This is a genomic window from Chitinophaga sp. RCC_12 (assembly GCF_041360695.1).
Lineage (GTDB): Bacteria > Bacteroidota > Bacteroidia > Chitinophagales > Chitinophagaceae > Chitinophaga.
This window is the reverse complement of sequence record NZ_JBFUPS010000006.1, coordinates 369,192-392,793: the sequence shown is the minus strand read 5'-3', so window position 1 is coordinate 392,793 and position 23,602 is coordinate 369,192. Positions and strand designations below refer to the sequence as shown.

The window sequence follows — 23,602 nt, the reverse complement described above, 5'->3', positions numbered from 1 at the left end:
ATATTAGTTTTGTGAATTTGTGAACAGCACCATCGGCATATTGATGGTGCGGCTGCCCAGCATCACCGGGTCCGGGGTTTCCAGGATGATATGGTGTGCCGACTGGCTGGCGATGGAAAAATAGGTAATGAGTTCAGTGAGCCCTTTTTCGGCGCCATAAATTTCTACCAGTTCTTTCAGGCTTACCTGCTTTTTATTTTGCAGTTGTGTGGAAATGCGATCTTCCAGCAGGGCGCGGTCTATGTTAAAATGGTTAAATAATGCGTTCAGGTCGTTGTCGTCAAATTCGGTACCACCCATTCCTTCGGGGAATTCCACTTCAACGTTGGGTTTCTTCTCTTCCGCCATATCCCAGCGGTCGAGGAGGTCTATTTCAGGATCGCTTTCTATCTCTATAAAAAATTCCTCCCCTGGTGGGTTCTCGAGCGATTGGAACGCCAGCTGCCGGATATCGTTGATAAGCTCCATTGCTTTGCGGTGATCCGTAAGATTATTTTCGCTGAGCACGCGGCTGAGCTTATCGCTCAGTTTTTTATTGGCGTCAATTACCTTTTTGCCGGAGGCATGAAGGAATTGTTTGAGTTTTTTTAAGAAGCGGTCATTTTTATATTCGATGTTCCGGTCTTCCAGGAGGAGATAAAGTTTTTCGATCAGCTCCCGCATTTCCTCTTGTTTGTTTTCATCCATGAGGAACTGCCAGAAAGAGTAGAAGCTTTTCCCCTGGTCTTTCTGGCGGAGCGCTTCGAAGGAGTCGAGGGTATACGCCAGCAGGGCGCCTTTCGCGATATCTTTTTCGCTTTGTTTGCGATAAATTTCCTGGGTAATCTGTTCAAAGTTTTGTTCCACTTCTTTGAAATCGCTCAGGAGTTCGCGCGACATGCGATTGACGTCGTAAAATCTTTCCTTTATCTGGGTATCATCAAACACCTGTACTTTACCGGTGATGGTGATCGCTTTTATTTCCTGTTCTATCTCATATTTCTTTTTCTCCAGTTCCTGGATCCTTTGTTCCGGGTCTTTATTGCTCTGGTCAATCAGTTCTTTGAGTTTGGAGAAGATGTCTTTGAAGCGGCTTTCTGTGCCAACAAATTCTCTTTTCTGGAGGGTGGATACCCAGTGCATTACTTTTTCCATGTCGCTGCTCAGCTCATGGATATCCAGTCCGTCGTCGTCGGGATATTTGCGGAGAAAACCTTTATTGCTCCATTGATCGATATATTTCCTGGCCTTCACATCGTCGTGTTCCAGCAGGCTGGTAGCGTCTATTTCATCATCTGCGGCCCGGTAGCCGGTTACGCCGAGGTAGTCGGACAAGCGGGTTACCAGTTCCACATTGGAAATGGTAGTATGATTTTTTTCCTTGAATGTGTAATGAAAAAATGACAACATCATTGGCGCGCTACGTGCCCGTAGTATCTTGAGGGTAACTGACTGGGCATATAGATTACATAATTGGTCATACGTCATAGGTGTAAAAATAAGGAATTACGTATTACAAAGTAAATACGTTTCGCTATGGGCTTACATTACGTACAAACCTTCCTGTCGCGGCAATACCGGTGCAGGTACCGGTTCATCTCCCAGCAGCTGGATAACGTTGATTTCAATGGTCCGGGCGATGCTATCGAGCGGAATAGCGAGCGGCTGAAAATCAAACGGATCCATGAGGGTGATGCCGTTCAGGTGGGTTACATGGAATACGAAGCCGAACATCCATCCGAACGGAATGGCCCATGCGCCGATGGATTCCGTCATCATCAGTGTATTCATGATAACGTAAAACCAGATAAACATCTGCGTAAAATATACATAGCTGGGAGGGAATACGGTATTCCTGATCCTTTCCGACTGCCCCATGCAGTCGCAGTGTTTTACCAGGATCTGGTTCAGTTCTATAAAAGTGAAGCCATCGATGCTACCAGAGGCCCGGAGTTGCTGGAGGTCGCGGGTCTGCAGGTTCAGGATGGCATTGGGAATATTGCTTTGTTTTTGTACTTCTTCAATTTCTTCGGTGGTAAGGTAACGGGTGTAATAGTCGTCGGGCCGTTTGCGGAGAACGGTTTTGAGCGCATAAATAAAGGCGAGGTGCCGGTAAATCATGTGGCGGATGAGGGCCTTGGTTTCGGGCGTAGCGTCCGAGGAGGGATAGTTGAGCATGGACCGGCTCCAGGTGCGGGAGTCGTTTACCAGTGCGCCCCATATTTTACGGGCTTCCCACCAGCGGTCGTAAGCCTGGTTGTTATTGAAGCCGATAAAGAAGGCGATGGCGGTACCCAGTACGGTAGATACGGCTATGGGGATGTTAATATGTGCTGCCAGCCAGCGTGAGTCGAGGAAATATACCAGGGTACAACATCCCAGCAGCATAAGGTCTACCTTCCAGGTAAAGGAAAAGATCTGGCCGAGTGATAGTCTGTGTTTCAGCAGCATATGTCAATATTTATTCTTTTATGGCTTCGCTGTAAATTATGTCATCCGGGTTTATCCTGGCAAGTTTTTATCATTTTTTTTAAAGATGGGCGCCCCCGGTTGCTATAACTTTATAACAATAACGGGTACACGCTTTGAATGTTTGGCGGCGGACTTAAAATATCCCCTGTTTTTATCTCCCGGAAAAATATTTTTCTCTCAAAGTTATTAGGAACCAGTTATTTAGAATTTATAATCCTAATAGTCTATAGGAATAGTAGGGTAATTAAAATATTCTCCCTATATTTGTTTTACGAAAGCAAAAGATATTCACCAAACCTATAACAGCGGCCATTTTATCAGCCATTATAAAAGCCTTTAATATGTCATCATTGTACAGATACGCCGATTACTTACCGCAGCCCACACCGGAAAACTTCCCCAGCCCTGTGAGGAACAGGGAAAAAATTAACCCGTTAAAATCAGGCAGCTTTTTTCCTGAATTTTTTATTGAAGAAGCGCGTGTGATCAACGCTGGTCCGCTGCTGAATAATGCCCATTCCGGCGCATCATTGCACAGTCTTACTTTGCAGCCGCTGGTAGTGGTGTTTTATTCCTGGCACTGGAACAATTACGCTGATCAGCTGATGGAACGACTGAAAGAAAGCCATGCGGCAATAGTGGCTGCCGGCGCCCGTTTGCTGGTATTATCCAGTGAGGATAAGAAGCAGTTTACATCGGTTTATCCGGAAGTATTGCCATTTGATGTAGTGCACGACGCACAGTTCCGCATAGCCAGGAAAGCAGGCATTTACAGGGAATCAGACCCGATCTGGGGCTTTGTTTCCGGTGTTAATGCAGACGTACCTGTGCCGGCGGCATATCTTATTGCGCCTTCACTGGAAATCAGTTACGATTTTGTTGACCTGTACTTGCAGGAAGAATTTTCGCCGGAAGCCGTGGTGGCTGCCATTGGCAAAAAGCTGGCTATCAGCGCCTGATTAGCAGGCTGGTTCCAATGCCGTGCATTTACGTATGTGCATCAAGGCATACCGGTAAATGCTCCATTGTAAACTGTTACATTCCAATGGTGACAAACTTTCTATTTTTTCCTGGAGGGAGGTGAAGATTTCTTTATATAAAGCAGCATGTTCCTTTTTTATGGTTTCCAGTAACTGGTCTGCCTGCTGGTAATCTGTTATGGCGCCTAATTGTGCTATGATCTCTAAAGTATGTTCGTCTGCAGTCATTGTATTAATTTTTGTATTACTTAGTCCTATCTTCTGATCCACATTTTTAGCATTAAATCCGTAGAAGCATCCACCATCTGATAACAGGGAGGTACTTCATCTTCAAGACTGTGGTATGTTACGAGTCTTGTACCGCTTGCACTGCTTTCCAGTTTTTTAAATAAAAAGCGGCTGTAATAATTATATAAACTTGTTGAATATTCTACGTTGTTATCTATCTGATCCTGATCTACCAGGTTTTCAAAGAAAGAATTATAGAAGTAAAAACCGTCATACGCAGAAAAATCCTCCTGCGTAAAATTGCCGTGAATAAAGCTCACATTCCTGATTTGCGTGGCAGCCTTTGCTTCAAGTGCGTGCTGATAAAGCTCTTCCCGTTGCTCAATGCCGTAAAAATTGGTTCCCGGGTAAAAGCGGGCGCCTACCAGGCAAAATTTTCCGACACCGCTGCCGATGTCCAGAATTTTCTTCCCTGGTTCATTTGCGAGGAAACGGGCCGCTGCTTTAGCGATACTGAGTGGCGTCCAGTGCCGTCTTGATAGTTGCTGTATTTTTTCAGGATACAACCAGTCAAACCCGGCATCATTTACGTAGCAATTAGGCTTTAATAAAGTAGAAGTCTGCATGAAGCCGCAAAGTTACGCTTTTACCGGCATTTTTGGAGGATTTAAACCCTACATATATGCAAAACGGGGCATATAAACTGGTACAGTGGCCAGTAATACCTTTTTTTTTACATGTCGCTGTTACAATTAACCGGCTAAGCGGATTTTGTCTTGGCTCAGGATTACGCTGATTTTAAGGATTACCTGGATTTTTACTTTTGGATTTATAAAGGATTAAGGGAGATAGAAGCGGATATTCGCTCTTATCTCCCTTAATTATTATATTATAAATCTGAAAATCCAAAAAAATCCAAAAGTAAAAATCCAGGTAATCCTTAAAATCAGCGTAATCCTGAGCCAAGACAAAATCCGCGTTAAACGAAAGTCCGCGTCCCTGAAGATGTATAGGCCAGCCTGAATTCCTTGGGTGTACAATCTTTTTTCTTTTTAAAGATGCGGTTGAAGTTGGAGATATTATTAAAACCGCACTTATAGGCGATTTCATTCACCGTGTGTGTGGTTTCTATTAATAGCCGGGAAGCGTGTCCCAGCCTGATTTCTATGAGGGTATCCACAAAGGTTTTACCGATTTTGGCCTTGAAAAAGCGGCTGAAGGCCACTTCCGTCATGGCAGCGAGCCTGGCGGCTTCCCCCAGTGAAATATTTTTATCATAATTGGCATTCAGGTAGGTCATGATCTTTTCCACGCGGCGGCTATTGTAGGAGAAGGTTTCCGTGTTGCCGAAAGTAGAATCAGACAGGATGCGCATATTCCGGCTGATAGACAGGTCGTGCAAAATAGACATCAGTTCCAGGACGGAATCGAAGCCTTGCTGTTGCGGCAACCGGATCAGGCGGTGCATGATCTGCTGGGTGGTTTCGGTAGAAAAGAGGATGCCTCGCAGAGAACGTTCAAACATGTTTTTGATGAAATTCATCTGGTTGCGCTGCAGGAATTTATCATCAAACAGATCGCGGTGGAACTGGATGGTTATTTCCTTAACGCTGCCGCCTTCATGGTTGTTGGCAAACCAGCCATGTTGCAGGTTGGGCCCTACCAGTACCAGTTCAAGGTCGCCTATCTCTTCAATATGATCCCCGATGATCCGTTTGGCGCCACTGGCATACTGGATAAAGTTTAATTCAAATTCGTCGTGGTAATGCAACGGGAAATCGAACACTTTTTTCTCACGGGCAAACAACGTAAAGCAATCACTTTGCGTAAGAGGAGTGATTTCCCTTAATAATTTACTCTTCATAATGAGCACAGTTTTTATAACACACCGGCATCCTGACGTGGAATGTAAGTACTGGTTGTTGATTTTTATGACCTGGTTGCTAAAAAAGCATTATAAAAGTAAGGTTATCGGACGTAAAATACAATTTTTACTTTTTTTCTTATAGTATTAACTGCCGGGCGATTTGGGCAGATAGGTGTTATTATTACACTTATTTTATCCTGAATTTGACTATCAAAGTATAATTAAAAGATAAAAAAGTATTAAGTAGATGTGTGAATAAAAGGCATATTTGTATAGAGAGCATTTGAAGGGAGACGAATAATATTATTTCCAGGTGTTTATGGCCGGCGTGGTGTTGTAATGGGAGGACGAATATTACCGGAAGGAGCTGGCTGTTGAAATCAACGATCCGGATGCGCGGATAGTTGATTTTACAATGGTTCCGGAAGGGAACATAGCCGGCCGTAACACCTGGATTTTCATAGCTGTGCCACCGCTTACTGTATTAATACAGGTCTTTCCACAGATGGACTGTTGCATTTTCCCATTCCACTTTCACGTTTTATTACTCAGTTTACCAATGGTGTTGCTTTCCGGCAGGGGCTTGCCCCCCTGCGGCAGACGACCAATAAGCTCCATCCGTAGTAAACGTTTATAACGGGTACGGACATACGGAGTATTTAAGATTTTAGGGCAAGTTTTCTTTCGAGTGCATTTCCATCTATTAAACCCCAGTGCTCCGCGATCCGGTCATCCTGCAATCGAAAGCAACGATAGCCAGGAATGCTTACTGTTAAGCCGGTAGGACTTATTCCCCGCCATAGTCCAATGTGTTTCATGCGCATGGTTACTTTTATGATACACTTCCCGGGTTCGGCCACCTGTTCTTCTATAATGGTTTCGGGTTGGAAGGATTCATGCGTTAATGCAATCCATTGTTGCAGGCCGGTGGCATTGCCGGGCAGCGCGGGCGGCAAGGAGTGATCCACATAACCGGGATGCAGGAATTGCTCCAAACGGCCGGTATCGCCGAGGTTCCAGATAGTGGCAATGTAGTGTCCGATGAAATCTTTCTGTTCTTGTATAGTCATGACCGTTAGTTTTATACCGTAAAGGTAGAAGGCCTGCTATAAAGCAATTGTGTCAAACGTCACATAATGGGTTCAGGGCAGGCGGCGGCGGATGCGGCTGAGGGTTTCCCGCGAGATGCCGAGATAAGAGCTGAGTTGTGTAAGAGATACACGTTGCAGGAGTTCGGGTTGTGTAGTTAGTATGGACTGGTACCTTTCTTCGGGATTGTGTCTTTTAAGCCATTGGTTATGTTTTTCCTGTTCAATGAACAGGTGTTCCAGCCACTGGCGGCCAAAGGCGGTGATTTCGGATGACTGCTGATAGAGTGAAAACAGATTGTCCTTATGCCATTTCCATATGGTGCCGGCTTCAATAGCTTGTATATTGTAATCGGCTGTAACGTTGTTTCGCAGGCTGTTCAGGTTAGTGAGAAATGTATTTTCAAAGTAGAAGCCGGTGTTGATCTCTTTTTCATTATGATGCTGAAAAGCTCTGCAGGCGCCGGTTTCAATGAGCCATATGTGTTGGCAGCGCTGTCCTTCACGCACTAGATAGTCACCCTTTTTTACTATTTGTGAAGTAGTATGTGTTGCAAATAGTTCCCTTGCTTCATCGCTGAGGGGAGCAATGTGCGAAAGGCTTTGGAGGAAATGTTCCGGACTGGCTTTCATGACAGGAAGGTCATTTATTTTTTTAAAAATACTCACATGTAGGTATTTGTTTCCCTTTAGCTTTAACATATCTTTGTGAAAATAATCTGATTTCACATTATTCTATATAAAGTCATCCACCTGATTTAGTCAATCACCGTATTTTCTATCCCCAAAAAAGGGTCTCTTCTTTGTGAGGGACCCTTTCTTATTTTCACTACATTTGTTGCCGAAAGAGCACTGAAGTAAGTAGTCAACCAACATCACAGAGGATTCCTATACACGATTTTATATCAGGTACATGATTGAGCACGCTGCATTTAATAATGACGGATCAGGGCTGGAAGAGAAGCTGAACGCTTTAAGGGCCATTGATCAGGAGCTTCCGGTAGTGGTAATCGTAATGAATGTGGTAAAGAGCTACGTGGAGTATATGTCGCCACGGGGCTGCCGGGAACTCGATATTACGCTGGAGGCTTTACGGGAAATGGGCGCCGGGTATTACGACACCTTCTTTAACCCACACGATGTAGCGGATTACCTGCCAAAGATCATCAACATGCTGGACGCACCGGCGGAAGCCAATATAACGGTCACCTTTTTCCAGCAGGTACGAACCACTGCATCGCGGGACTGGACCTGGCATCTGGGCTCTACGCGGGTATTTATGCGGGATGCCGGAGGGCTTCCCACACACGTTATTACCTGCGCTATTCCCATTGATCCGCTGCATCACGTTACCAGCAAGGTAAACCGCCTGCTGGAAGAAAATAACTTCCTGCGCCGCAACCAGCATATTTTTGCTTCCCTTACCAAAAGGGAAAAGGAAATCCTGCGGCTGCTGGCCCTCGGACTCAGCGCCAGTGAAATTGCCGAAAAGGCGGGGATCTCCGAAAAGACCGCCGTTACGCACCGGCGAAATATCAAAGCGAAGATCGGGGCACAGTCGAGCTACGACCTGACCAGTTTTGCCCAGGCATTTGATCTTATATAGTTATTAAACCGTATATCAACAACTGGCTGAAAGGGCCATCCCTGCGGTATCCATTGGCTTCCTTCAAAAATAACCCTCAATTTTTCGGCATGTAAACAGAAATGTGTATTTTCATTCTGTATACCATATTTTTGTGCCTGTCTGTTGTGCCTTGCAACGGACCTGTTAACCAGATTAATTATGTCTTTTAAAGCTGTTCTCAACATCGACGGGGAAGAAATGAACATCCTGGAATGCAGGTTTTCATTTACCCAAAATACAGATCATAACGGGAAACCTGCCGCCCGCCCCAAAGGAGGCACTATCAACCTGCTGATCGAGTCTGCCGGTGAAACCAGTTTGTTTGACTGGATGATTTCCAACACCCAGACGAAAAACGGCAGTATCACCTTTTTCCGGCGGGACTCCATGTCGAGGCTCAAAGAGCTGAAATTTACAGACGCCTATTGCGTAGAATACGAAGAGACGTTTAATTCCGCCAATGAGCAACCCCTGCAAATACAGCTGACCTTGTCATCGAGGGAGGTGAAATTAAATAACTCCACTTACCAGAATCCCTGGCCTGCATAGCGCTAGCCGTTGTACATCTTTTTAAAAAAGAACAACCTGCATGAACACCTGATACATGCGGGTTGTACCTGTATATTTAAAAATATGCCTGTCGATAAGTATATGGCAACTGAATAATGATTATTTTAACTGTATGCTGGCACTTAATTTTAACCCCTTTCCGACGCTCGTTTCCGAACGATTTATTTTGAGGGCTCCTACCTTGAATGATGATGAAGCCATTGCCGCTCTCAGGTCGGACCCGCATGTGAACCAGTTCCTGAACCGGGCTGCCACCACTACAGTAGCAGCCGCCCGGCAGTTTATTGAAAAGCTTCAGGCAGGCATCGCTGCCAACAAATCGCTGTACTGGATAATTATCGACAAAGAAATCGACCAACTCGTTGGCACTATTTGTTGCTGGAACATAGTACCTGAAGCCGGCCGGGCTGAAATTGGCTACGAGCTTCGCTCAGCCTTCTTTGGAAAAGGCATTATGCAGGAAGTGATACCGGTGGTCATAAAGTTTGGATTTGAGCAATTGCATCTTCAAAAAATTGCAGCTCTCCCCGCTGACAAAAATGAAAAATCCATTAAGCTCCTCGAACGTCATCACTTTGAAATAGATCATGCATTGAGGGAAGAACTGGAAAAAGAAGATGACCTGACGGGGCTGTTGTGTTACTCCCTCGCCAGGCCGGCGTAATATAGGCCTGCCGGGAAGCGCATAATTTTTTACCTTCAGGGTAAAAGAAAATTGATCATGCCAGCGAGAAAGGGAATAAGGGTATATGGTCCTGGTTCATTTACTGCCAGGTTTATGCAACCTAAGAAGGAGCTTGATAACATCTTAAGACCCGATTTTGATAAGTTTTTTATAGTGAAAGTGGAAGAGATGTACCGGCTGGTAACGCAGTCAGTACCGGCTTCCAGGTCTACCAACCATAGCTGCCTGTTTGTTACCAGTGGAGAAGCAAGTATAAAAATTGGTAGTGAATTGTATACCATCCACAAAAATGAAATGTTGTTTGTACCGGCGGGCCAGGTTTTTTCCTTTAAAAGCGGGGAAGTGAACAAGGGATATCTGTGTAATTTCCATACCGATATCCTTACCGGAAAATACAATACACAAGAGCCGCTGAAAGCATTTGATTTTTTAAGGGTATGGGGTAATCCGAGGATCAGTCTCGACAGGCAAACCGCAGGGTTTGTGGTACATCTTTTCAAACGCCTGTTATTTGATTACAGCCGGAACGGGCTGCAGCACCTGGAAATTATCCAACCCTACCTGATCACATTACTATGCGAGGTAAAGCTGCTTTATAAGCCGCTGACGGGCAGTCATCAAACGGCAGCCGTCAATACCACCAACCGTTTTAAGGAGCTGGTATTTACCAATGTCCGGTCGCGGCACCTGGTAACGGATTATGCATCCCTGCTGAATATTTCCCCCAATCATTTAAACAAATCGGTGAAAGCGGTTACCGGTAAATCACCCGCGCGGTGGATCGATGAGGCTATTGTGCTGGAAGCAAAAGTATTGCTAAGTCAAAGTGATCTCACCATCAGCGAAGTAGCGGGAGAAGTGGGTTTCGGGGATCAGTCGTACTTCACCCGGCTCTTTAAAAAGTATGAAGGTATTACCCCTACTGATTTCCGCAGGAAGATTGAATTGTCCTAAAACAACCCTTATTTGTCCTAACAGTCCGTTGCTTTTCATCAGAGCTTTGCGGGCATGTATTTCTTTTTGTTATTCACACATTCATTATTCCGCTGGGCAGTAGTGCTAAGTCTTTTTTACGCTGTATACCGTGGTATACGCGGATGGAGCCGCAAAGACATATTTACCCGGCAGGATGATCTGGTAAGACATGGTACGGCCACTATCGCACATATCCAACTGGCGATTGGTTACATCCTGTACTTTAAGAGCCCGGTGGTGGCTTACTTCAGGTCTCATTTCCATGAAGCCATCCGGCAATTTGATTTCCTGTTTTTCGGGTTAATACACATTGTGCTGATGACCATCGCCATCGTTTTTATAACCATTGGTTCATCGGTAGCCAAACGGCAAAATACCGATGCAGGCAGGTTCCGTACTATGACCATTTGGTTTTCCCTTGCGCTTATTATTATTTTCATTGCAATACCGTGGCCGTTCTCACCGCTGGCGAGCCGGCCATATATAAGACCATTTTAACTATGCTGAAGTTCTTTAATACAAAAATCGGAAGATTGCGGCTGATCGCCTTTTTAGAAGGGATTTCCCTGTTGATACTGATTGGTGTGGCAGTACCGCTGAAGTATGTATATCATGATGCCTCCCTGGTAAAGGCAATAGGCCCCGTGCACGGAATATTATTCCTGTTCTTTATCCTGAATACCCTGAGTGTAGGAATTGCCTATAAGTGGAAATTCAGTACAACTACCTGGAAAGTTTTACTGGCGTGTATTATTCCTTTCGGAACGTTTTATGTGGACCGGGTTATTTTGTCGCGGATGATGGCGTGAGATTTAAATAAGATGTCCTGTTGTTGTTACGATGGATTGGTAAAAGTATGAATGGTGTAGAGCGAGTACTGTATCGACCCTCTTCCTGACTTCGGCATCATTTAAATTGTATCCTGCAGTTGTTGCTTCCTGGTATACATCTGCCCTGGCGTTGGCACCGGCTCTGTGGAAGTCTGAAGATACACCGCCTTTTTCATCGGTGTGTACATATGCCTGGGGATTGGGGACCAGATGACTGTTCTGATATGCCTGTAATGCATCGAGCGCGCCCAGGAGCTCTTTCATTTTATTGTATTTATCTTCCGTTTCCTGGTCCTGACCAAAGTTCCATTTAGCCCGTTGATCTTCGCTGATTACCGGCAGTGCTAATTGGGGCATTAATCGTGGTACGGATGCTACCTGTGGTACTGCCACCTGTCCGCCAATGTCTCCTCCGGATGAACTCAAGTTGTCCTGATGTACAGGTTGTTGTGCTGCGTACCGGAGTTTGCTGTCTTCCACCCAACCTAGCTCACCTCTTTCTGTGCGTATCCAGGAGTGTTCGTTGTTTAATATTCCGGCGCTGAATTTAGAAATTCGTGTTCCTTTTGAGATGACCGTTACTGCTTCGTGTGCACGTAGTTTTCGTATCACTTCGTAATTATGGTTGTTGTTACGGAGATTAGCTTCTTTCGTTGTGAAGTATACTCCTTCCTGCAGTTGGAGCTGAGTAACCGTATGTAGGAACGGGATTACCTTGTTTTCCCGGCCGGTATTTTTATTTTCCATCCGTTGTAGTGCACGCGCCCCCATTGCATCTGCTTCTTCTTCCAGGCCTTTGTCGTTATTAACGGAGACTCCACCTTTCATCTGGAAGGTGGGCTGTACCCGTCCCTGTTTCTGTTGTACCACATGCCAGGCTTCATGGGGCAGGTGCTTTTCTTGTCCGGGTGCAACATGTATATCAGTTCCCTGTGCGTAAGCCAATGCCTGCAGTTGGGCGGGTCTGTCTGAATTATAATGAACCTTTACATCGTCGGCAGAAAAGCCGGAAAGGTTTTCAATACCGGATTTCAGCTGATCTGGTAAACCGGTGTTATTAACTTTAGCGCCTGTTGCCTGGTCTTTCAGCTGAAAGGGGGCCACCTGTTGGGGGCGCAAACTAAATGGTTTTAATTGCAGAGGTGGTTCTTCTTTTTCCTTCTGTTTTTGTATTGTAAACCGTCCCTGAACGGGTAACGGTTCCTCTTCGTTCTTTATTAGCTGAACAGGTGTCTGATTCCCGCGTTGCGCCATTTTGGTCTGAAATACACCAGGTAAGCTTTTGCCGGTGTTATTAGTACTTTGTTCGCTGACGGCCCTTGAGGGATGGCTGTCTGATTTTTTTTCCGACCATGTATTTTGCATAAAAATAAAAATAATGGTGAAGAGGTTTTTAGGATACGTACTAAATTTAACAAAAAAAGAGGTAAATCCAAAATAGAAATATCACAGAGCCTGTAAGGATATAGTGCTTGATTAGGTATGATGAGGGTACATGATTGATATCAGATAATCCGGGGCTAGCGGAGAAATAGCAGGTATATCGCCAGGGCTGTCAGGATCAGGAATATAAGGAGTTTGGGCAGAAAATTGCCCTGATGTTTTTTACTGCCGGGGGCCATTCCCTGTTGCTGTATAATTTTATCAATTTCGGTATTCATGGTGCTTGAGCGCTGACCAGGTGTCCTGCTTTTATACAGGCTATCCACATAGGCCAGGCTTTCCGCAAGTGGTTTACCCGTTTGATCTTTGTAGTATTTTACTGCATGAACCTTTTTGTTTTCTGCAAGTAATGAGAGGATGGTATCGTCGATATTATTGGTATGAGGGGACGTGAGCGGCTTTGGTAACTGAAGATTATCAACGTAATCTTTGGCTTCTTTCAGCCCGCAATGGGCGGTATCATAAACGAGTTTCACCGCTTCCACTTTCCGGTGTTGTTGCAATAGCAGGCGAACCTTGTTTTCTGTGTCTTGGGAGATGTTCATAATTGAAGTTAAGAAGAAACAGGCCGGGGTAGTAATTATGTTTTTTTGAGATGACGATGACAGATATGTATAACGGGAAGGGCATTATATTATCTAAAACAAAAAAGCCCTGATAACTTGCGTTACCAGAGCTTTAAAGCTTGCGGAGAAGAAGGGATTCGAACCCTTGATAGGCTTTCACCTATACACACTTTCCAGGCGTGCCAGTTCAACCACTCCTGCACTTCTCCGTGATTATCTTTGCCTGAACAAAAAGGAAGGGTTGATTTTCCAATTCAGGGTTGCAAAGATAATCCTTTAGTTTATATTTCAAAAAAAAGTTTAATTCTTATCATACAGCTTCCATATTCCTCCGCCTAAAAGCCCGCCTACAATGGGTCCTACGAGGAATACCCACAAATGGGAAAGGGCGGCGCCGCCAACAAACAGAGCCGGTCCGATACTCCTTGCCGGGTTCACAGATACTCCTGTAACCGGGATACCTACAATATGGATCATGGTGAGGCAGAGACCTATTGCCAGTCCGGCAAATGCGCTGTTGCCATTGTTTTTACTGGTGCTGCCATGAACTACTACCAGGAAAATGGCGGTAAGAACGATTTCAGCAATCAATCCACTGATCAGTGAATAATGGTCTGGTGAGCCATCTTCCACACCATTGGCGCCAAGGCCGTTGGCAGCAAGACTGTAATCTGCTTTTCCCTGTGCAATAAAATACAGGAGTGCAGCAGCAACAATACCTCCGATGATCTGTGCTACAATGTATCCGCCCGCATCTTTGCCGGATATTTTTCCTGTAGACCACAGGGAAATAGTAATAGCCGGATTTAAATGACATCCGGAGATGTGGCCTACAGCGTACGCCATGGTTACTACTGATAAACCAAATGCAAAAGCGATACCCAGAAACCCTACGTGCGTACCGGCTAACACGGCACTGCCGCAACCCATAAATACCAGGACAAAAGTGCCGAAGAATTCAGCAATGCATTTCTGTGATAAGGAAACTCCCATAGAATAATGAATTTTGTGGTGAATAGAAAATAGGGGAAGAGAATTTGGTGATATTTAAAATTACCTTAAATATTCAAAATAAAAAAAAGCGAAAGTACAACTGAATGTATCTCCCGCTTGTATAAGCTTCCGTTAAAAAGGTATTTAGTATACTTCGATTGGCGTTAGTTCGCCCCGCAGTGATGTTTCCAGCATTGTCTTTGCATCGTCTACAGAGAGTCCCTGACCCAATACGAACATCAGTTTGGTGACTGCTGCTTCAAAGGTCATATCATGCCCGCTCACTACCCCAATTTCCACTAAATGCTGACTGGTTTCATATTTGCCTAACTCCACAGAGCCGCCATCACATTGGGTAATGTCTACTACAATGGCGCCATGATCAATCACTTTTTTTATGCTCTCAATAAACCAGGGCTGTGTATTGGTGTTGCCACTGCCAAAGGTTTCCATGATCACACCTTTCAAACCGGATACACCCAGCGTGGCTTCTACAGCTCTCCTGGTAATGCCCGGGAATAATTTCAATACGGTGATATTTGTTTCCAGTTCTTTATGCACCTTCAGTGGTTGTGTAGGCGGCGGTAAAATAAACTGGTGCTTGAATTTAATATCGATGCCGGCTTCCGCGAGCTGAGGGTAGTTCATGGTATAGAAGGCCTCAAACTTTTCCGCGTTATATTTTTTGGAACGGTTGCCTCTGAACAGGGAGAAGTCAAAGTAAATACATACTTCAGGTACCATAGAGATGGCAGTGCCATTATGCCTGCTGCAGGCTATTTCCATCGCTGTTATGATGTTCTCTTTGGCATCTGTACGTATTTTCCCGATGGGAAGCTGGGAGCCGGTTAAAATAACGGGCTTCGACAGGTTTTCCAGCATGAAGCTCAGGGCGGATGCCGTGAAGGCCATTGTATCGGATCCGTGCAGAATTACAAAACCATCGTACCGGTCGTACCGGTCTTCAATAATACTGGCCAGTTCCACCCATATCTCCGGCTGCATGTCTGATGAATCAATAGGCGGATTAAATGCGTACACATAAAAATCGATGCCCATCCGGTATAGTTCCGGTAAATTATTCCTTATTTCATTGAAGCCGATCGGGCGCAGCGCTTTGGTTTTATCGTCGTAGATCATACCTACAGTACCGCCCGTGTAAATTATCAGAATTTTACTCATTGTGCTAGTAGCCATTGCCTGCAAAGGTATTCACTAAACAGTTAGAGCATTTTGAATAATTTCCGGGCATTGCTGCTTGTTATAGCTGCAACGTCTGCTATTTTTAGATTTTTTATATCTGCCACCTTTTCACCTGCCAGCGGGAGGTAAGCACTTTCATTGCGTTTACCGCGATAAGGAACCGGCGCCAGATAGGGTGCATCTGTTTCCATCACGATATGCGCCAGGTCTATTTCTTCCAGCAGCTTATCCAAACCCGACTTCTTGAAGGTAACTACCCCGCCTATGCCCAGGTAAAAGCCCAGATCAATGATTTCCTTGGCTTCTTCCAGGGTGCCCGAAAAACAGTGGAAAACACCGCTTAAACGGCCATCCTGCAATGCCTTTACTTCGTTGATACATTCCCGTGTAGCTTCCCGGCTGTGAATGGATACGGGCAACCCATACTCCCGCGCCAGCATCAGCTGCTCCTGGAAAGCCTTGTATTGCTGGATAAGCAGGGATTTATCCCAGTAAAAATCCAGTCCTATTTCCCCGATCGCCCGGAAAGGCCGCTGCTGTAACCAGGCTCTTACCAGGTCCAGCTGCTCATCTACGGCTTCCTTTACATAACAGGGGTGTATTCCCATCATGGCATAAATATGATCGGGATACCTGGCTTCCAGCGCCAGCATCCCTTCAATGGAACTCTCGTCTATATTCGGCAACAACAGTTTATCTACCCCCGCTGCTATGGCCCGCGCTACCATTTCGTCCCGGTCGGCCTCAAATTCTTCAGAATAAAGGTGCGTGTGGGTATCTATCCAAAGCATAATAATTATTTTATTAAATTTGTAATTTCTTTAATATTTAAACGGTATCTTTATTTCTGTAAAGGTAAAGACCGAAAAACCTAATTGCTAATAAAACCTAAACTATGAAAAGCTATTTCAGTACCAATCGTGTGCTGGCGTGGACCTTCACCAGCGTGGCAGTAGTCACCATTTTCTTTGCCTGTAAGAAGGAAGTAACCACAGATACTGCACCGAATAACCAATCAGATAACAATACCATTGCTGCTTCACAACACGAGGCGGCCGCCAGCGCCATGTACAGCGGACTGTTTGAAACTGTGGCGGAAGTAGCCATTACGCAGGGATTGTTTACCGCCCGCAAGGCAGATAACGTAAACAATGCGCTGGCCGTTACAACTTCCTGCCCAGTAGCAGAACTGCTGGATGCCACTAACCCCGATCAATGGCCTAAAAAGGTAAAGATTGATTTTGGGGAATCGTGCCTCGACAGGTATGGCGTGTACCGCAGCGGTATATTAAATGTTACTTTCAGTGGTCCGTTATTCAATCCTGCTTCTATCATCGTGGTAGAGCCACTTGGATATAAACTCAACGGCAAATCCGTAGAAGGCCAATTTATCATCGGTGGCGTGAGCTACAGCGCAACAACCGGTATCCAGTATACCACCGAATTAACCAACGGAAAAGTAACGCTTAGCGATAGTGTTGTGATAAACTATGCCAGTAAGAAAACCATTAAGCAAACAGCAGGTTTTGACCCGGTAACACCGTTGTTAAATCCTTCTGATGATGTGTTTACCGTGGAGGGAACTGCCAGCATTTCTTATGAAAAAGGGCCTGTAATTGGTGTTACGGCCACTTTTACAACACAGGAAGCACTGGTGAAAATATTTGACTGCCAGCACTTCGTTAAAGGAAAACTGAAGGTTGAATTTGATAAAGTAACCGGGGTAATTGATTACGGCAATGGTAAATGTACCGATCCCATTACGATTACTGTAGGAGATAAAACCAAAGAGATCAAGTTATAAACCTGTTTAACTGTTGCTGATAAACTCATTTATCAGCAACAGTTATTATAATATAGCGGCTACTTCAAATTTTTGCTTCCTGCAATACTCCAGTACCCGTGGCAGCGCATACTCCAGCCGGTCCCAGGCTTTGGCGCTGTCGTGAAATACCACAATAGATCCCGGCTGCAACTTGAATACTACGTTCTGCACACAGGCTTCCCCATTGATTTGCGTATCAAAATCGCCGCTGAGAATATCCCACATAATAATTTTAGCGCCCGGCATCTTATTCCTGATCTGACGGATCTGGAAGGGAGTGATCCTGCCATAGGGAGGTCTGAACAACGGGGAGGCAATATATTTTGCCGCTTCCAGCACATTTTCAATATATTTTCCGGTATTGGTTTTCCATCCGTTCAAATGGTTATGGGTATGATTGCCGGTAGTATGCCCTGCTTCCAGTATCTGCTGATAGATAGCGGGATGCTCCAGTACATTTTTTCCTATACAGAAAAAAGTGGCTTTGGCATTGAACTTTGCCAGTTGCTCGAGCACAAAGGGCGTTGCCTGCGGATGCGGGCCATCATCAAAAGTAAGATATACCTTATTCCCTGCCGGGGAGAGATTCCAGACACAGCTTTTGTATAAGGCTTTCAGGATGCCGGGAGTTTTAGTAAGATAGAACATATAGCCTTTGGCTTTTTAGCGATGAGCTTTAGTATTGCAATATACTTAATGTCTGTTAGCAGGACTTCGTATTAAAAAATTTTAATCTCCCAATTATCTCCCTGCCAATAACTTCCACCTAAAAGCTAAATCCTTATCTTTGCGGCCTATGGATCACAAAAAAGTAAGAGTGCGTTTTGCGCCCAGTCCTACTGGTGGCTTACATCTTGGAGGTGTACGCACTGTATTGTTCAACTATTTGTTTGCGAAGCAGCACAACGGCGATTTTGTGTTGCGTATAGAAGATACAGACCAAACCCGTTACGTTCCCGGCGCGGAAGAGTATATCAATGAATGTTTGCGTTGGTGCGGCCTTACTCCCGATGAGAGCCCGGAGGCAGGCGGACCGTTTGCTCCTTACCGTCAGAGTGAGCGCAAGCATTTATACCGTCAATATGCGGAACAGCTGGTAAAAGCCGGCCATGCATACTACGCTTTCGATACCCCCGAAGAACTGGAAAGTATGCGCGAGCGCCTGAAAACGCCGGAGAATCCTTCTCCGCAATACAACCATGTTGTAAGGGCAAAAATGCGTAATTCCCTTACGCTCTCCGATGCTGAAGTACAGGACCTGCTGGTGAAGAATACGCCGCATGTTATCCGTATAAATATGCCTGCCAATGAAGAAGTTACTTTTACCGACCTGGTTCGTGGAGAAGTAACCTTTCATACTTCGCAGGTAGATGATAAAGTTTTGCTGAAAGCAGATGGTATGCCTACCTATCACCTTGCTGTGGTAGTGGACGATTATCTCATGAAAATAACCCACGCCTTCCGCGGAGAAGAATGGCTGCCATCGGCGCCGGTACATCTCCTGCTCTGGAAATTCCTGGGTTGGGAAGCCGATATGCCGCAATGGGCGCATCTTCCACTGATCCTGAAACCGGATGGCAATGGCAAACTGAGCAAACGTGACGGCGATCGTTTAGGCTTCCCCGTATACGCCATGAACTGGACTGACCCCGTGAGCAAAGAAGTAACGAAAGGCTTCCGTGAACGTGGTTTCCTGCCGGAAGCGTTTATTAATATGCTGGTGATGCTGGGCTGGAATGATGGTACTGAGCAGGAAATTTTCTCCCTGGAGGAACTGATCCAGAAGTTCTCCCTGGAGCGAGTACATAAGGCCGGCGCCAAATTCGATTTCGAAAAAGCCAAATGGTTTAATCACCAGTATATCCACCACAAAGACAATGGAAGCCTGGCAGCCTTGTTCCAGCCGGTGCTGGATGAAAAGGGAGTTACCGCCGATCCGGCTTATGTGGCTACCGTAGCAGGGTTAGTAAAAGAGCGCTGCTATTTTGTGAATGAAATATGGGACCACGGATTCTTCTTCTTCCAAAGCCCGGACAGCTATGATGAAGCTGCTGTAAAACCAAAATGGAATGCTGATAAAGAAGCATTTTTTCATGCCTGGTCTGAACAGCTGGAATCATTGTCTGCTGCTCCTGCAGCCGATCTGGAAACTGCTTTCAAAGCGCTGGCTGCTGAAAAGAATCTTAAAATGGGAGATGTACAATTGCCATTCCGCATTATGCTGACCGGTGGTAAATTCGGTCCTCCTGTATTTGATATCGTGGCAACGCTCGGTGTAGCGGAAACCCGTAACAGGATTGCAAAGGGACTGGCAGCGTTTAAGTAGAATTGTTATTAGTTTCAAATAGATTAAGGCTAAGCGACGGTGAGTCGCTTAGCCTTAGTTATTTTTCCAGGTTTTTAATTCCGAGTACGTGCTGATCAGCTCAAAGTCGCTGTCGTTGTGCACCACTTCCAGATCAAAGCTCATGGCATAAAAAGCAATTACGCAATCGTTGCTTTTGCGAATGGTAACACCTTTTTTGCGGAGTAAACGGAATAATGCGGAGGCACCCATAGCGGCGGCCATAGGCGCTATTTCCAGTCTTGTAAAACGGCGGAATGTTTCCTTTACTTTCTGATGCTGGTTATCATCTCTTATTCCTTGCAGGCATTCCTGAACAACAATGGGAATAAGCGGAATTTCAAAATCATTATCGATGTAATGAGTTAACAGGTTGGTTTGTGGTGTTTCCTTCCGCCGTAAAGCATCAATCCAAACGGATGTGTCGAAGAGTAGTGGTTGCATTATTTACCTCGCATTTCGTTTAAATCTCCTTCCCATTCAATCTTTCCCTTCAGGTCTAAAAATTTACGCTGATTCATACCTAAAATATACTTCCTGAGCGCCTCGTTTATAACTTCCTCTTTGGTTTTACCCTTGTTAAGCTTCATCGCTTCTTTGATCAGCTTATCGTCTAAATCTATATTGGTTTTAGCCATATAAAGTGATTTACTGTAAATAAAAATACATATAATTATACACATAAAAAGGCCGGACAGTAACTGCCCGGCCTTCACTTTTTTTAAAAAAAATATTTATTTCCCTTTAGCGTTTTCTTTTGCCCAGGCATCTTTCAGCGTTACGGTCCGGTTGAACACTATTTTTTCAGGCGTGCTGTCTTTATCCACTACAAAGTAACCTTTGCGCAGGAACTGGAAACGTTCGCCCGGGGCAGCTTGCAGCAGTCCTGGTTCCACATACGCCTGTTTAATGACGTGCAGCGAATCCGGGTTGATAAGCGTTTTGAAGTCGGCTTCCTCTGCCTGTGGATTTTCCGCGGTAAAGAGGCGGTCGTAGATCCTTACTTCAGCGGTTGCGGCATGAGCTGCGCTTACCCAGTGAATGGTGCCTTTAACGGTTAAGCCGCTCTGGTCGCCGCCACTTTTGCTTTCGGGCAGGTACGTGGCGTAAATGGTAGTGATATTGCCGTCGGCATCTTTCTCAAAGCTTTCGCCTTTGATGATATATGCATTTTTCAGTCGTACCATCAGGCCGGGACCGAGGCGGAAGAACTTTTTAGGAGGCGCTTCCATGAAGTCTTCCCGCTCAATGTACAGGGTATTGCTGAAAGGCAGGGTGCGGGAGCCAGCGTTTTCATCTTCCGGGTTATTATCGGCAGCCATTTCTTCTACCTGTCCTTCCGGGTAGTTGGTGATCACCAGTTTTACCGGGTCCAGTACTGCCATTACGCGGTTGGCGGTTCTGTTCAGCTCTTCGCGGATACAGAATTCCAGCAGGCCGAGTTCAATCATGTTATCACGTTTCTGCACACCTACGCGTTCGCAGAGCTGGCGGATGCTGGCGGCGGTGTAGCCGCGGCGGCGCAGACCACTGATAGTCGGCATGCGGGGATCGTCCCATCCGCTTACATGACCTTCTTCCACCAGTTGTTTCAGTTTTCGTTTACTCATCACCGTATAAGTGAGGTTTAAACGCGCAAACTCGTACTGGCGGCTGGGGAAGATCTCCAGTTCTTTGATGAACCAGTCGTACAGCGGGCGGTGCGGGATGAACTCCAGCGTACAGATGGAATGAGTAATATGTTCGATGCTATCGCTTTGTCCGTGCGCGAAATCATACATCGGGTAGATGCACCATTTGTCGCCGGTACGGTGGTGATGGGCATGTTTAATGCGATACATGAGCGGGTCGCGCATGTGCATATTGGGGGAAGCCAGGTCTCCTTTGGCGCGGAGTGTTTTTTCCCCGTCTTTGAATTCGCCTTTGCGCATCCGCTCAAACAGGTCCAGGTTTTCCGCAACAGAGCGGCTTCTGGCCGGGGTGGGCGTACCAGGCGCGGTGGGGGTACCTTTGGCTGCGGCAATTTCATCGGCGCTGGCATCTTCTACATAGGCCAGTCCTTTTTCTATCATTTTTACGGCAAATGCGTAAAGCTGTTCAAAATAGTCAGAGGCATACAATTCCTTTTCCCACTCAAATCCCAGCCAGCGGATATCCTCTTTAATGGAGTCCACGTATTCAGTATCTTCTGTTACCGGGTTGGTATCATCAAAGCGGAGATTGGTTTTTCCATTGTATTTCTGGGCCAGTCCAAAGTTCAGCACAATGGATTTGGCATGACCTATATGCAGGTAGCCATTAGGTTCTGGCGGAAAACGGGTCAGTACCCTTCCGTCGTTAACGCCGTTCGCTATGTCTTCTTCAACAATTTGTTCTATAAAGTTGAGGGATCTTTCTTCGCTCATAATGATTTTATCTTGGACGGCAAATGTACAAAAAAGCCGAGAGCTTAAGCTTTCTGCTTTTTCGTACATTTACTTCCTTAATATGATAATGGTATGGTCAACCCGTTAAATCGTCCTGTTCGTGTATTGGTAGCTAAGGTGGGCCTGGATGGCCACGACAGGGGCGCAAAAGTAATTGCGGCAGCACTGCGGGATGCCGGAATGGAGGTAATATATACCGGTTTACGCCAAACCCCGGAAATGGTGGTGAATGCAGCCCTGCAGGAAGATGTGGACGCTATTGGCATCAGTATTCTCTCCGGCGCCCATATGACCGTATTCCCCAAGATCATTGCCCAGATGAAGGAAAAGGGCATGAACGACGTACTGCTGACCGGTGGCGGCATCATCCCCGATGCCGATATGGAAACACTGCAGGAAATGGGGGTAGGAAAACTGTTCCCTCCCGGCACCAATACCAAAGATATTTCTGAGTATATCACCGGCTGGGTGGCCAGTCATAGAAATTTTTAAAAATATTTCCCTGTTGCCGTAACATTTTCTAAACCGGGTCGTCTTTAATGGAAATAGTCCACCAAATATCTAAAAACCATAACACCCGTTTTTATGAAATGTAAGTTGTGCCCGTTATTCCTGTTACTGTTGACGTTGTGTTGTAATGTATTTGCCCAGGAGAAAAAAGATTCAGCCAATGCTGCTGCCCCCGATACTGCTACCGGGAAAACCGTTTTTTCCATCATTTTTGGAAAATATCCCAAACACCGGGAAGGGGTATACGTAACCCACGGTGGCGACGGTCCCCTGCTGTCCTTTGCTTCTATGAAAGAAAACGGGGAACACCTGCGCAACATCCCCCGGTTTACCCTCTTTCTCAATGTTGGCTCTAACTTTAATAAAGACTTCTCGAAGAACTTTGGCGTTTTTACGGGCATCAATATCAAAAACATTGGTCTGATCTCCAAACCTACCGACTCTCTGAAGCTTAAACAGCGCGTGTATACCCTTGGTGTTCCGCTGGGGATAAAGATAGGTGACGTGACTTCCGGCAGCTTCTTCTTTTTTGCCGGTGGAGAAATAGACCTGGCCGTTAATTATAAAGAGAAACAATTTGTAGATGGCGATAAAGTCCATAAGTTCAATGAATGGTTCAGCGACCGCACACCACTGCTGATGCCCTCCTTTTTTGCCGGGTTCCGCATTAACCCCGGCTTCGGACTGAAAGTGCAATACTACCCGCAGAATTTCTTTAACAAAGACTTTAAAACAAAAGATAAAGACGGTAATTCCGTTTATCCGTATAAAAACTTAGAAGCAAATATGATGTTCGTTACGCTCAATTATAACTTCAGCGGTATCGATTATTTTAAAGTAAAGAAGAAAAGACACTATATGAAGATGAAAAACGGAAAAGCAGAGTTTGAAGTGAACTATTAAGAAAAATATATCCGCTATTTTGGGCAAACCGGAACTAATTTTACAATTAGTTCCGGTTTTTTTTTGTCGATAGCAGTTATCGCCAAAA

At 45.4% G+C, this 23,602-nt stretch carries 27 protein-coding genes and 1 tRNA gene; 11 read left to right on the top strand and 17 right to left on the bottom strand.

The window, feature by feature from the left end; all coding sequences use genetic code 11:
- Positions 1–3 precede the first annotated feature (3 nt).
- The gene (locus tag AB6805_RS20000; protein WP_370911211.1) at positions 4–1,467 is read right to left on the bottom strand and encodes a DUF3375 domain-containing protein; all 1,464 of its coding nucleotides are present in this window, start codon (positions 1,465–1,467) and stop codon (positions 4–6) included.
- 54 nt (positions 1,468–1,521) lie between these two features.
- Positions 1,522–2,430: a bestrophin family protein gene (locus AB6805_RS19995; RefSeq protein ID WP_370911210.1), complete on the bottom strand. Its 909-nt coding sequence runs from the start codon at positions 2,428–2,430 to the stop codon at positions 1,522–1,524.
- Between the two features lie 362 nt (positions 2,431–2,792).
- On the opposite strand from AB6805_RS19995, the gene AB6805_RS19990 reads away from it, so the two are divergent.
- The gene (locus AB6805_RS19990; protein ID WP_370911209.1) at positions 2,793–3,410 is read left to right on the top strand and encodes a redoxin domain-containing protein; all 618 of its coding nucleotides are present in this window, start codon (positions 2,793–2,795) and stop codon (positions 3,408–3,410) included.
- On the opposite strand, the gene AB6805_RS19985 is transcribed toward AB6805_RS19990, so the two are convergent.
- The 5 genes from AB6805_RS19985 to AB6805_RS19965 all read right to left on the bottom strand — a co-directional run bounded on the left by AB6805_RS19985 (position 3,411) and on the right by AB6805_RS19965 (position 7,247).
- Entirely contained in the window at positions 3,411–3,659 is a 249-nt protein-coding gene (locus AB6805_RS19985; RefSeq protein ID WP_370911208.1) for a hypothetical protein, read from the bottom strand.
- Positions 3,660–3,685: 26 nt separating this feature from the next.
- On the bottom strand, positions 3,686–4,285 hold the full coding sequence (locus AB6805_RS19980) for a class I SAM-dependent methyltransferase (RefSeq protein ID WP_370911207.1): 600 nt from the start codon (positions 4,283–4,285) through the stop codon (positions 3,686–3,688).
- A 353-nt stretch (positions 4,286–4,638) separates the two neighbouring features.
- Positions 4,639–5,523, bottom strand: coding sequence for an AraC family transcriptional regulator (locus tag AB6805_RS19975; RefSeq protein ID WP_370911206.1), 885 nt, complete (start codon positions 5,521–5,523; stop codon positions 4,639–4,641).
- Positions 5,524–6,185: 662 nt separating this feature from the next.
- Positions 6,186–6,596 (bottom strand): ester cyclase, encoded by a 411-nt coding sequence (locus AB6805_RS19970; RefSeq protein ID WP_370911205.1) that lies wholly within the window; start codon positions 6,594–6,596, stop codon positions 6,186–6,188.
- Between the two features lie 72 nt (positions 6,597–6,668).
- Entirely contained in the window at positions 6,669–7,247 is a 579-nt protein-coding gene (locus tag AB6805_RS19965; protein ID WP_370911204.1) for a Crp/Fnr family transcriptional regulator, read from the bottom strand.
- A 280-nt stretch (positions 7,248–7,527) separates the two neighbouring features.
- Between AB6805_RS19965 and AB6805_RS19960 the strand changes: the two genes are divergently transcribed.
- From AB6805_RS19960 to AB6805_RS19935, 6 genes are all read left to right on the top strand, one after another.
- Positions 7,528–8,220 carry a response regulator transcription factor gene (locus AB6805_RS19960; RefSeq protein WP_370911203.1) on the top strand — a complete coding sequence of 231 codons (693 nt, stop codon included), beginning with the start codon at positions 7,528–7,530 and terminating at the stop codon, positions 8,218–8,220.
- 180 nt (positions 8,221–8,400) lie between these two features.
- Entirely contained in the window at positions 8,401–8,790 is a 390-nt protein-coding gene (gene tssD, locus AB6805_RS19955; protein WP_079469761.1) for a type VI secretion system tube protein TssD, read from the top strand.
- Between the two features lie 133 nt (positions 8,791–8,923).
- Entirely contained in the window at positions 8,924–9,475 is a 552-nt protein-coding gene (locus AB6805_RS19950; RefSeq protein WP_370911202.1) for a GNAT family N-acetyltransferase, read from the top strand.
- Between the two features lie 57 nt (positions 9,476–9,532).
- Positions 9,533–10,450: a helix-turn-helix domain-containing protein gene (locus AB6805_RS19945; protein ID WP_370911201.1), complete on the top strand. Its 918-nt coding sequence runs from the start codon at positions 9,533–9,535 to the stop codon at positions 10,448–10,450.
- Positions 10,451–10,504: 54 nt separating this feature from the next.
- A complete protein-coding gene (locus AB6805_RS19940; RefSeq protein ID WP_370911200.1) occupies positions 10,505–10,969 on the top strand; it encodes a hypothetical protein in 465 nt (154 codons plus the stop codon).
- Between the two features lie 2 nt (positions 10,970–10,971).
- Entirely contained in the window at positions 10,972–11,280 is a 309-nt protein-coding gene (locus AB6805_RS19935) for a DUF3817 domain-containing protein (RefSeq protein ID WP_370911199.1), read from the top strand.
- A gap of 3 nt (positions 11,281–11,283) precedes the next feature.
- On the opposite strand, the gene AB6805_RS19930 is transcribed toward AB6805_RS19935, so the two are convergent.
- From AB6805_RS19930 to AB6805_RS19905, 6 genes are all read right to left on the bottom strand, one after another.
- A complete protein-coding gene (locus tag AB6805_RS19930) occupies positions 11,284–12,666 on the bottom strand; it encodes a DUF4157 domain-containing protein (RefSeq protein ID WP_370911198.1) in 1,383 nt (460 codons plus the stop codon).
- Between the two features lie 155 nt (positions 12,667–12,821).
- A complete protein-coding gene (locus AB6805_RS19925; RefSeq protein ID WP_370911197.1) occupies positions 12,822–13,289 on the bottom strand; it encodes a hypothetical protein in 468 nt (155 codons plus the stop codon).
- A gap of 143 nt (positions 13,290–13,432) precedes the next feature.
- Positions 13,433–13,519, bottom strand: a tRNA-Ser gene (locus AB6805_RS19920).
- Positions 13,520–13,610: 91 nt separating this feature from the next.
- Complete coding sequence (gene aqpZ, locus AB6805_RS19915) at positions 13,611–14,303, bottom strand: aquaporin Z (protein WP_370911196.1); 693 nt, start codon at positions 14,301–14,303, stop codon at positions 13,611–13,613.
- A gap of 144 nt (positions 14,304–14,447) precedes the next feature.
- The gene (locus AB6805_RS19910) at positions 14,448–15,485 is read right to left on the bottom strand and encodes an asparaginase (protein WP_370911195.1); all 1,038 of its coding nucleotides are present in this window, start codon (positions 15,483–15,485) and stop codon (positions 14,448–14,450) included.
- A 41-nt stretch (positions 15,486–15,526) separates the two neighbouring features.
- Complete coding sequence (locus AB6805_RS19905) at positions 15,527–16,297, bottom strand: TatD family hydrolase (RefSeq protein ID WP_370911194.1); 771 nt, start codon at positions 16,295–16,297, stop codon at positions 15,527–15,529.
- Between the two features lie 104 nt (positions 16,298–16,401).
- On the opposite strand from AB6805_RS19905, the gene AB6805_RS19900 reads away from it, so the two are divergent.
- On the top strand, positions 16,402–17,310 hold the full coding sequence (locus AB6805_RS19900) for a hypothetical protein (RefSeq protein WP_370911193.1): 909 nt from the start codon (positions 16,402–16,404) through the stop codon (positions 17,308–17,310).
- A gap of 45 nt (positions 17,311–17,355) precedes the next feature.
- Here AB6805_RS19900 and AB6805_RS19895 read toward each other — a convergent pair whose 3' ends face one another.
- A complete protein-coding gene (locus AB6805_RS19895; protein ID WP_370911192.1) occupies positions 17,356–17,979 on the bottom strand; it encodes a polysaccharide deacetylase family protein in 624 nt (207 codons plus the stop codon).
- 148 nt (positions 17,980–18,127) lie between these two features.
- Between AB6805_RS19895 and gltX the strand changes: the two genes are divergently transcribed.
- Positions 18,128–19,657, top strand: a complete 1,530-nt coding sequence (gltX, locus tag AB6805_RS19890; RefSeq protein ID WP_370911191.1) for a glutamate--tRNA ligase — start codon at positions 18,128–18,130, stop codon at positions 19,655–19,657.
- Positions 19,658–19,711: 54 nt separating this feature from the next.
- On the opposite strand, the gene AB6805_RS19885 is transcribed toward gltX, so the two are convergent.
- The 3 genes from AB6805_RS19885 to AB6805_RS19875 all read right to left on the bottom strand — a co-directional run bounded on the left by AB6805_RS19885 (position 19,712) and on the right by AB6805_RS19875 (position 22,080).
- The gene (locus AB6805_RS19885; RefSeq protein ID WP_370911190.1) at positions 19,712–20,119 is read right to left on the bottom strand and encodes a PIN domain nuclease; all 408 of its coding nucleotides are present in this window, start codon (positions 20,117–20,119) and stop codon (positions 19,712–19,714) included.
- Positions 20,119–20,313 (bottom strand): type II toxin-antitoxin system VapB family antitoxin, encoded by a 195-nt coding sequence (locus tag AB6805_RS19880; protein ID WP_370911189.1) that lies wholly within the window; start codon positions 20,311–20,313, stop codon positions 20,119–20,121. The genes AB6805_RS19885 and AB6805_RS19880 overlap by 1 nt, the downstream gene beginning before the upstream one ends.
- 96 nt (positions 20,314–20,409) lie before the next feature.
- Positions 20,410–22,080, bottom strand: coding sequence for a glutamine--tRNA ligase/YqeY domain fusion protein (locus AB6805_RS19875; protein WP_370911188.1), 1,671 nt, complete (start codon positions 22,078–22,080; stop codon positions 20,410–20,412).
- 93 nt (positions 22,081–22,173) lie between these two features.
- Here AB6805_RS19875 and AB6805_RS19870 point away from each other — a divergent pair, with 93 nt between their 5' ends.
- Both AB6805_RS19870 and AB6805_RS19865 read left to right on the top strand, forming a co-directional pair.
- Positions 22,174–22,593 (top strand): cobalamin B12-binding domain-containing protein, encoded by a 420-nt coding sequence (locus AB6805_RS19870; RefSeq protein ID WP_079469748.1) that lies wholly within the window; start codon positions 22,174–22,176, stop codon positions 22,591–22,593.
- 93 nt (positions 22,594–22,686) lie between these two features.
- Positions 22,687–23,514 carry a hypothetical protein gene (locus AB6805_RS19865; RefSeq protein WP_370911187.1) on the top strand — a complete coding sequence of 276 codons (828 nt, stop codon included), beginning with the start codon at positions 22,687–22,689 and terminating at the stop codon, positions 23,512–23,514.
- The last annotated feature ends 88 nt before the right edge of the window (positions 23,515–23,602 follow it).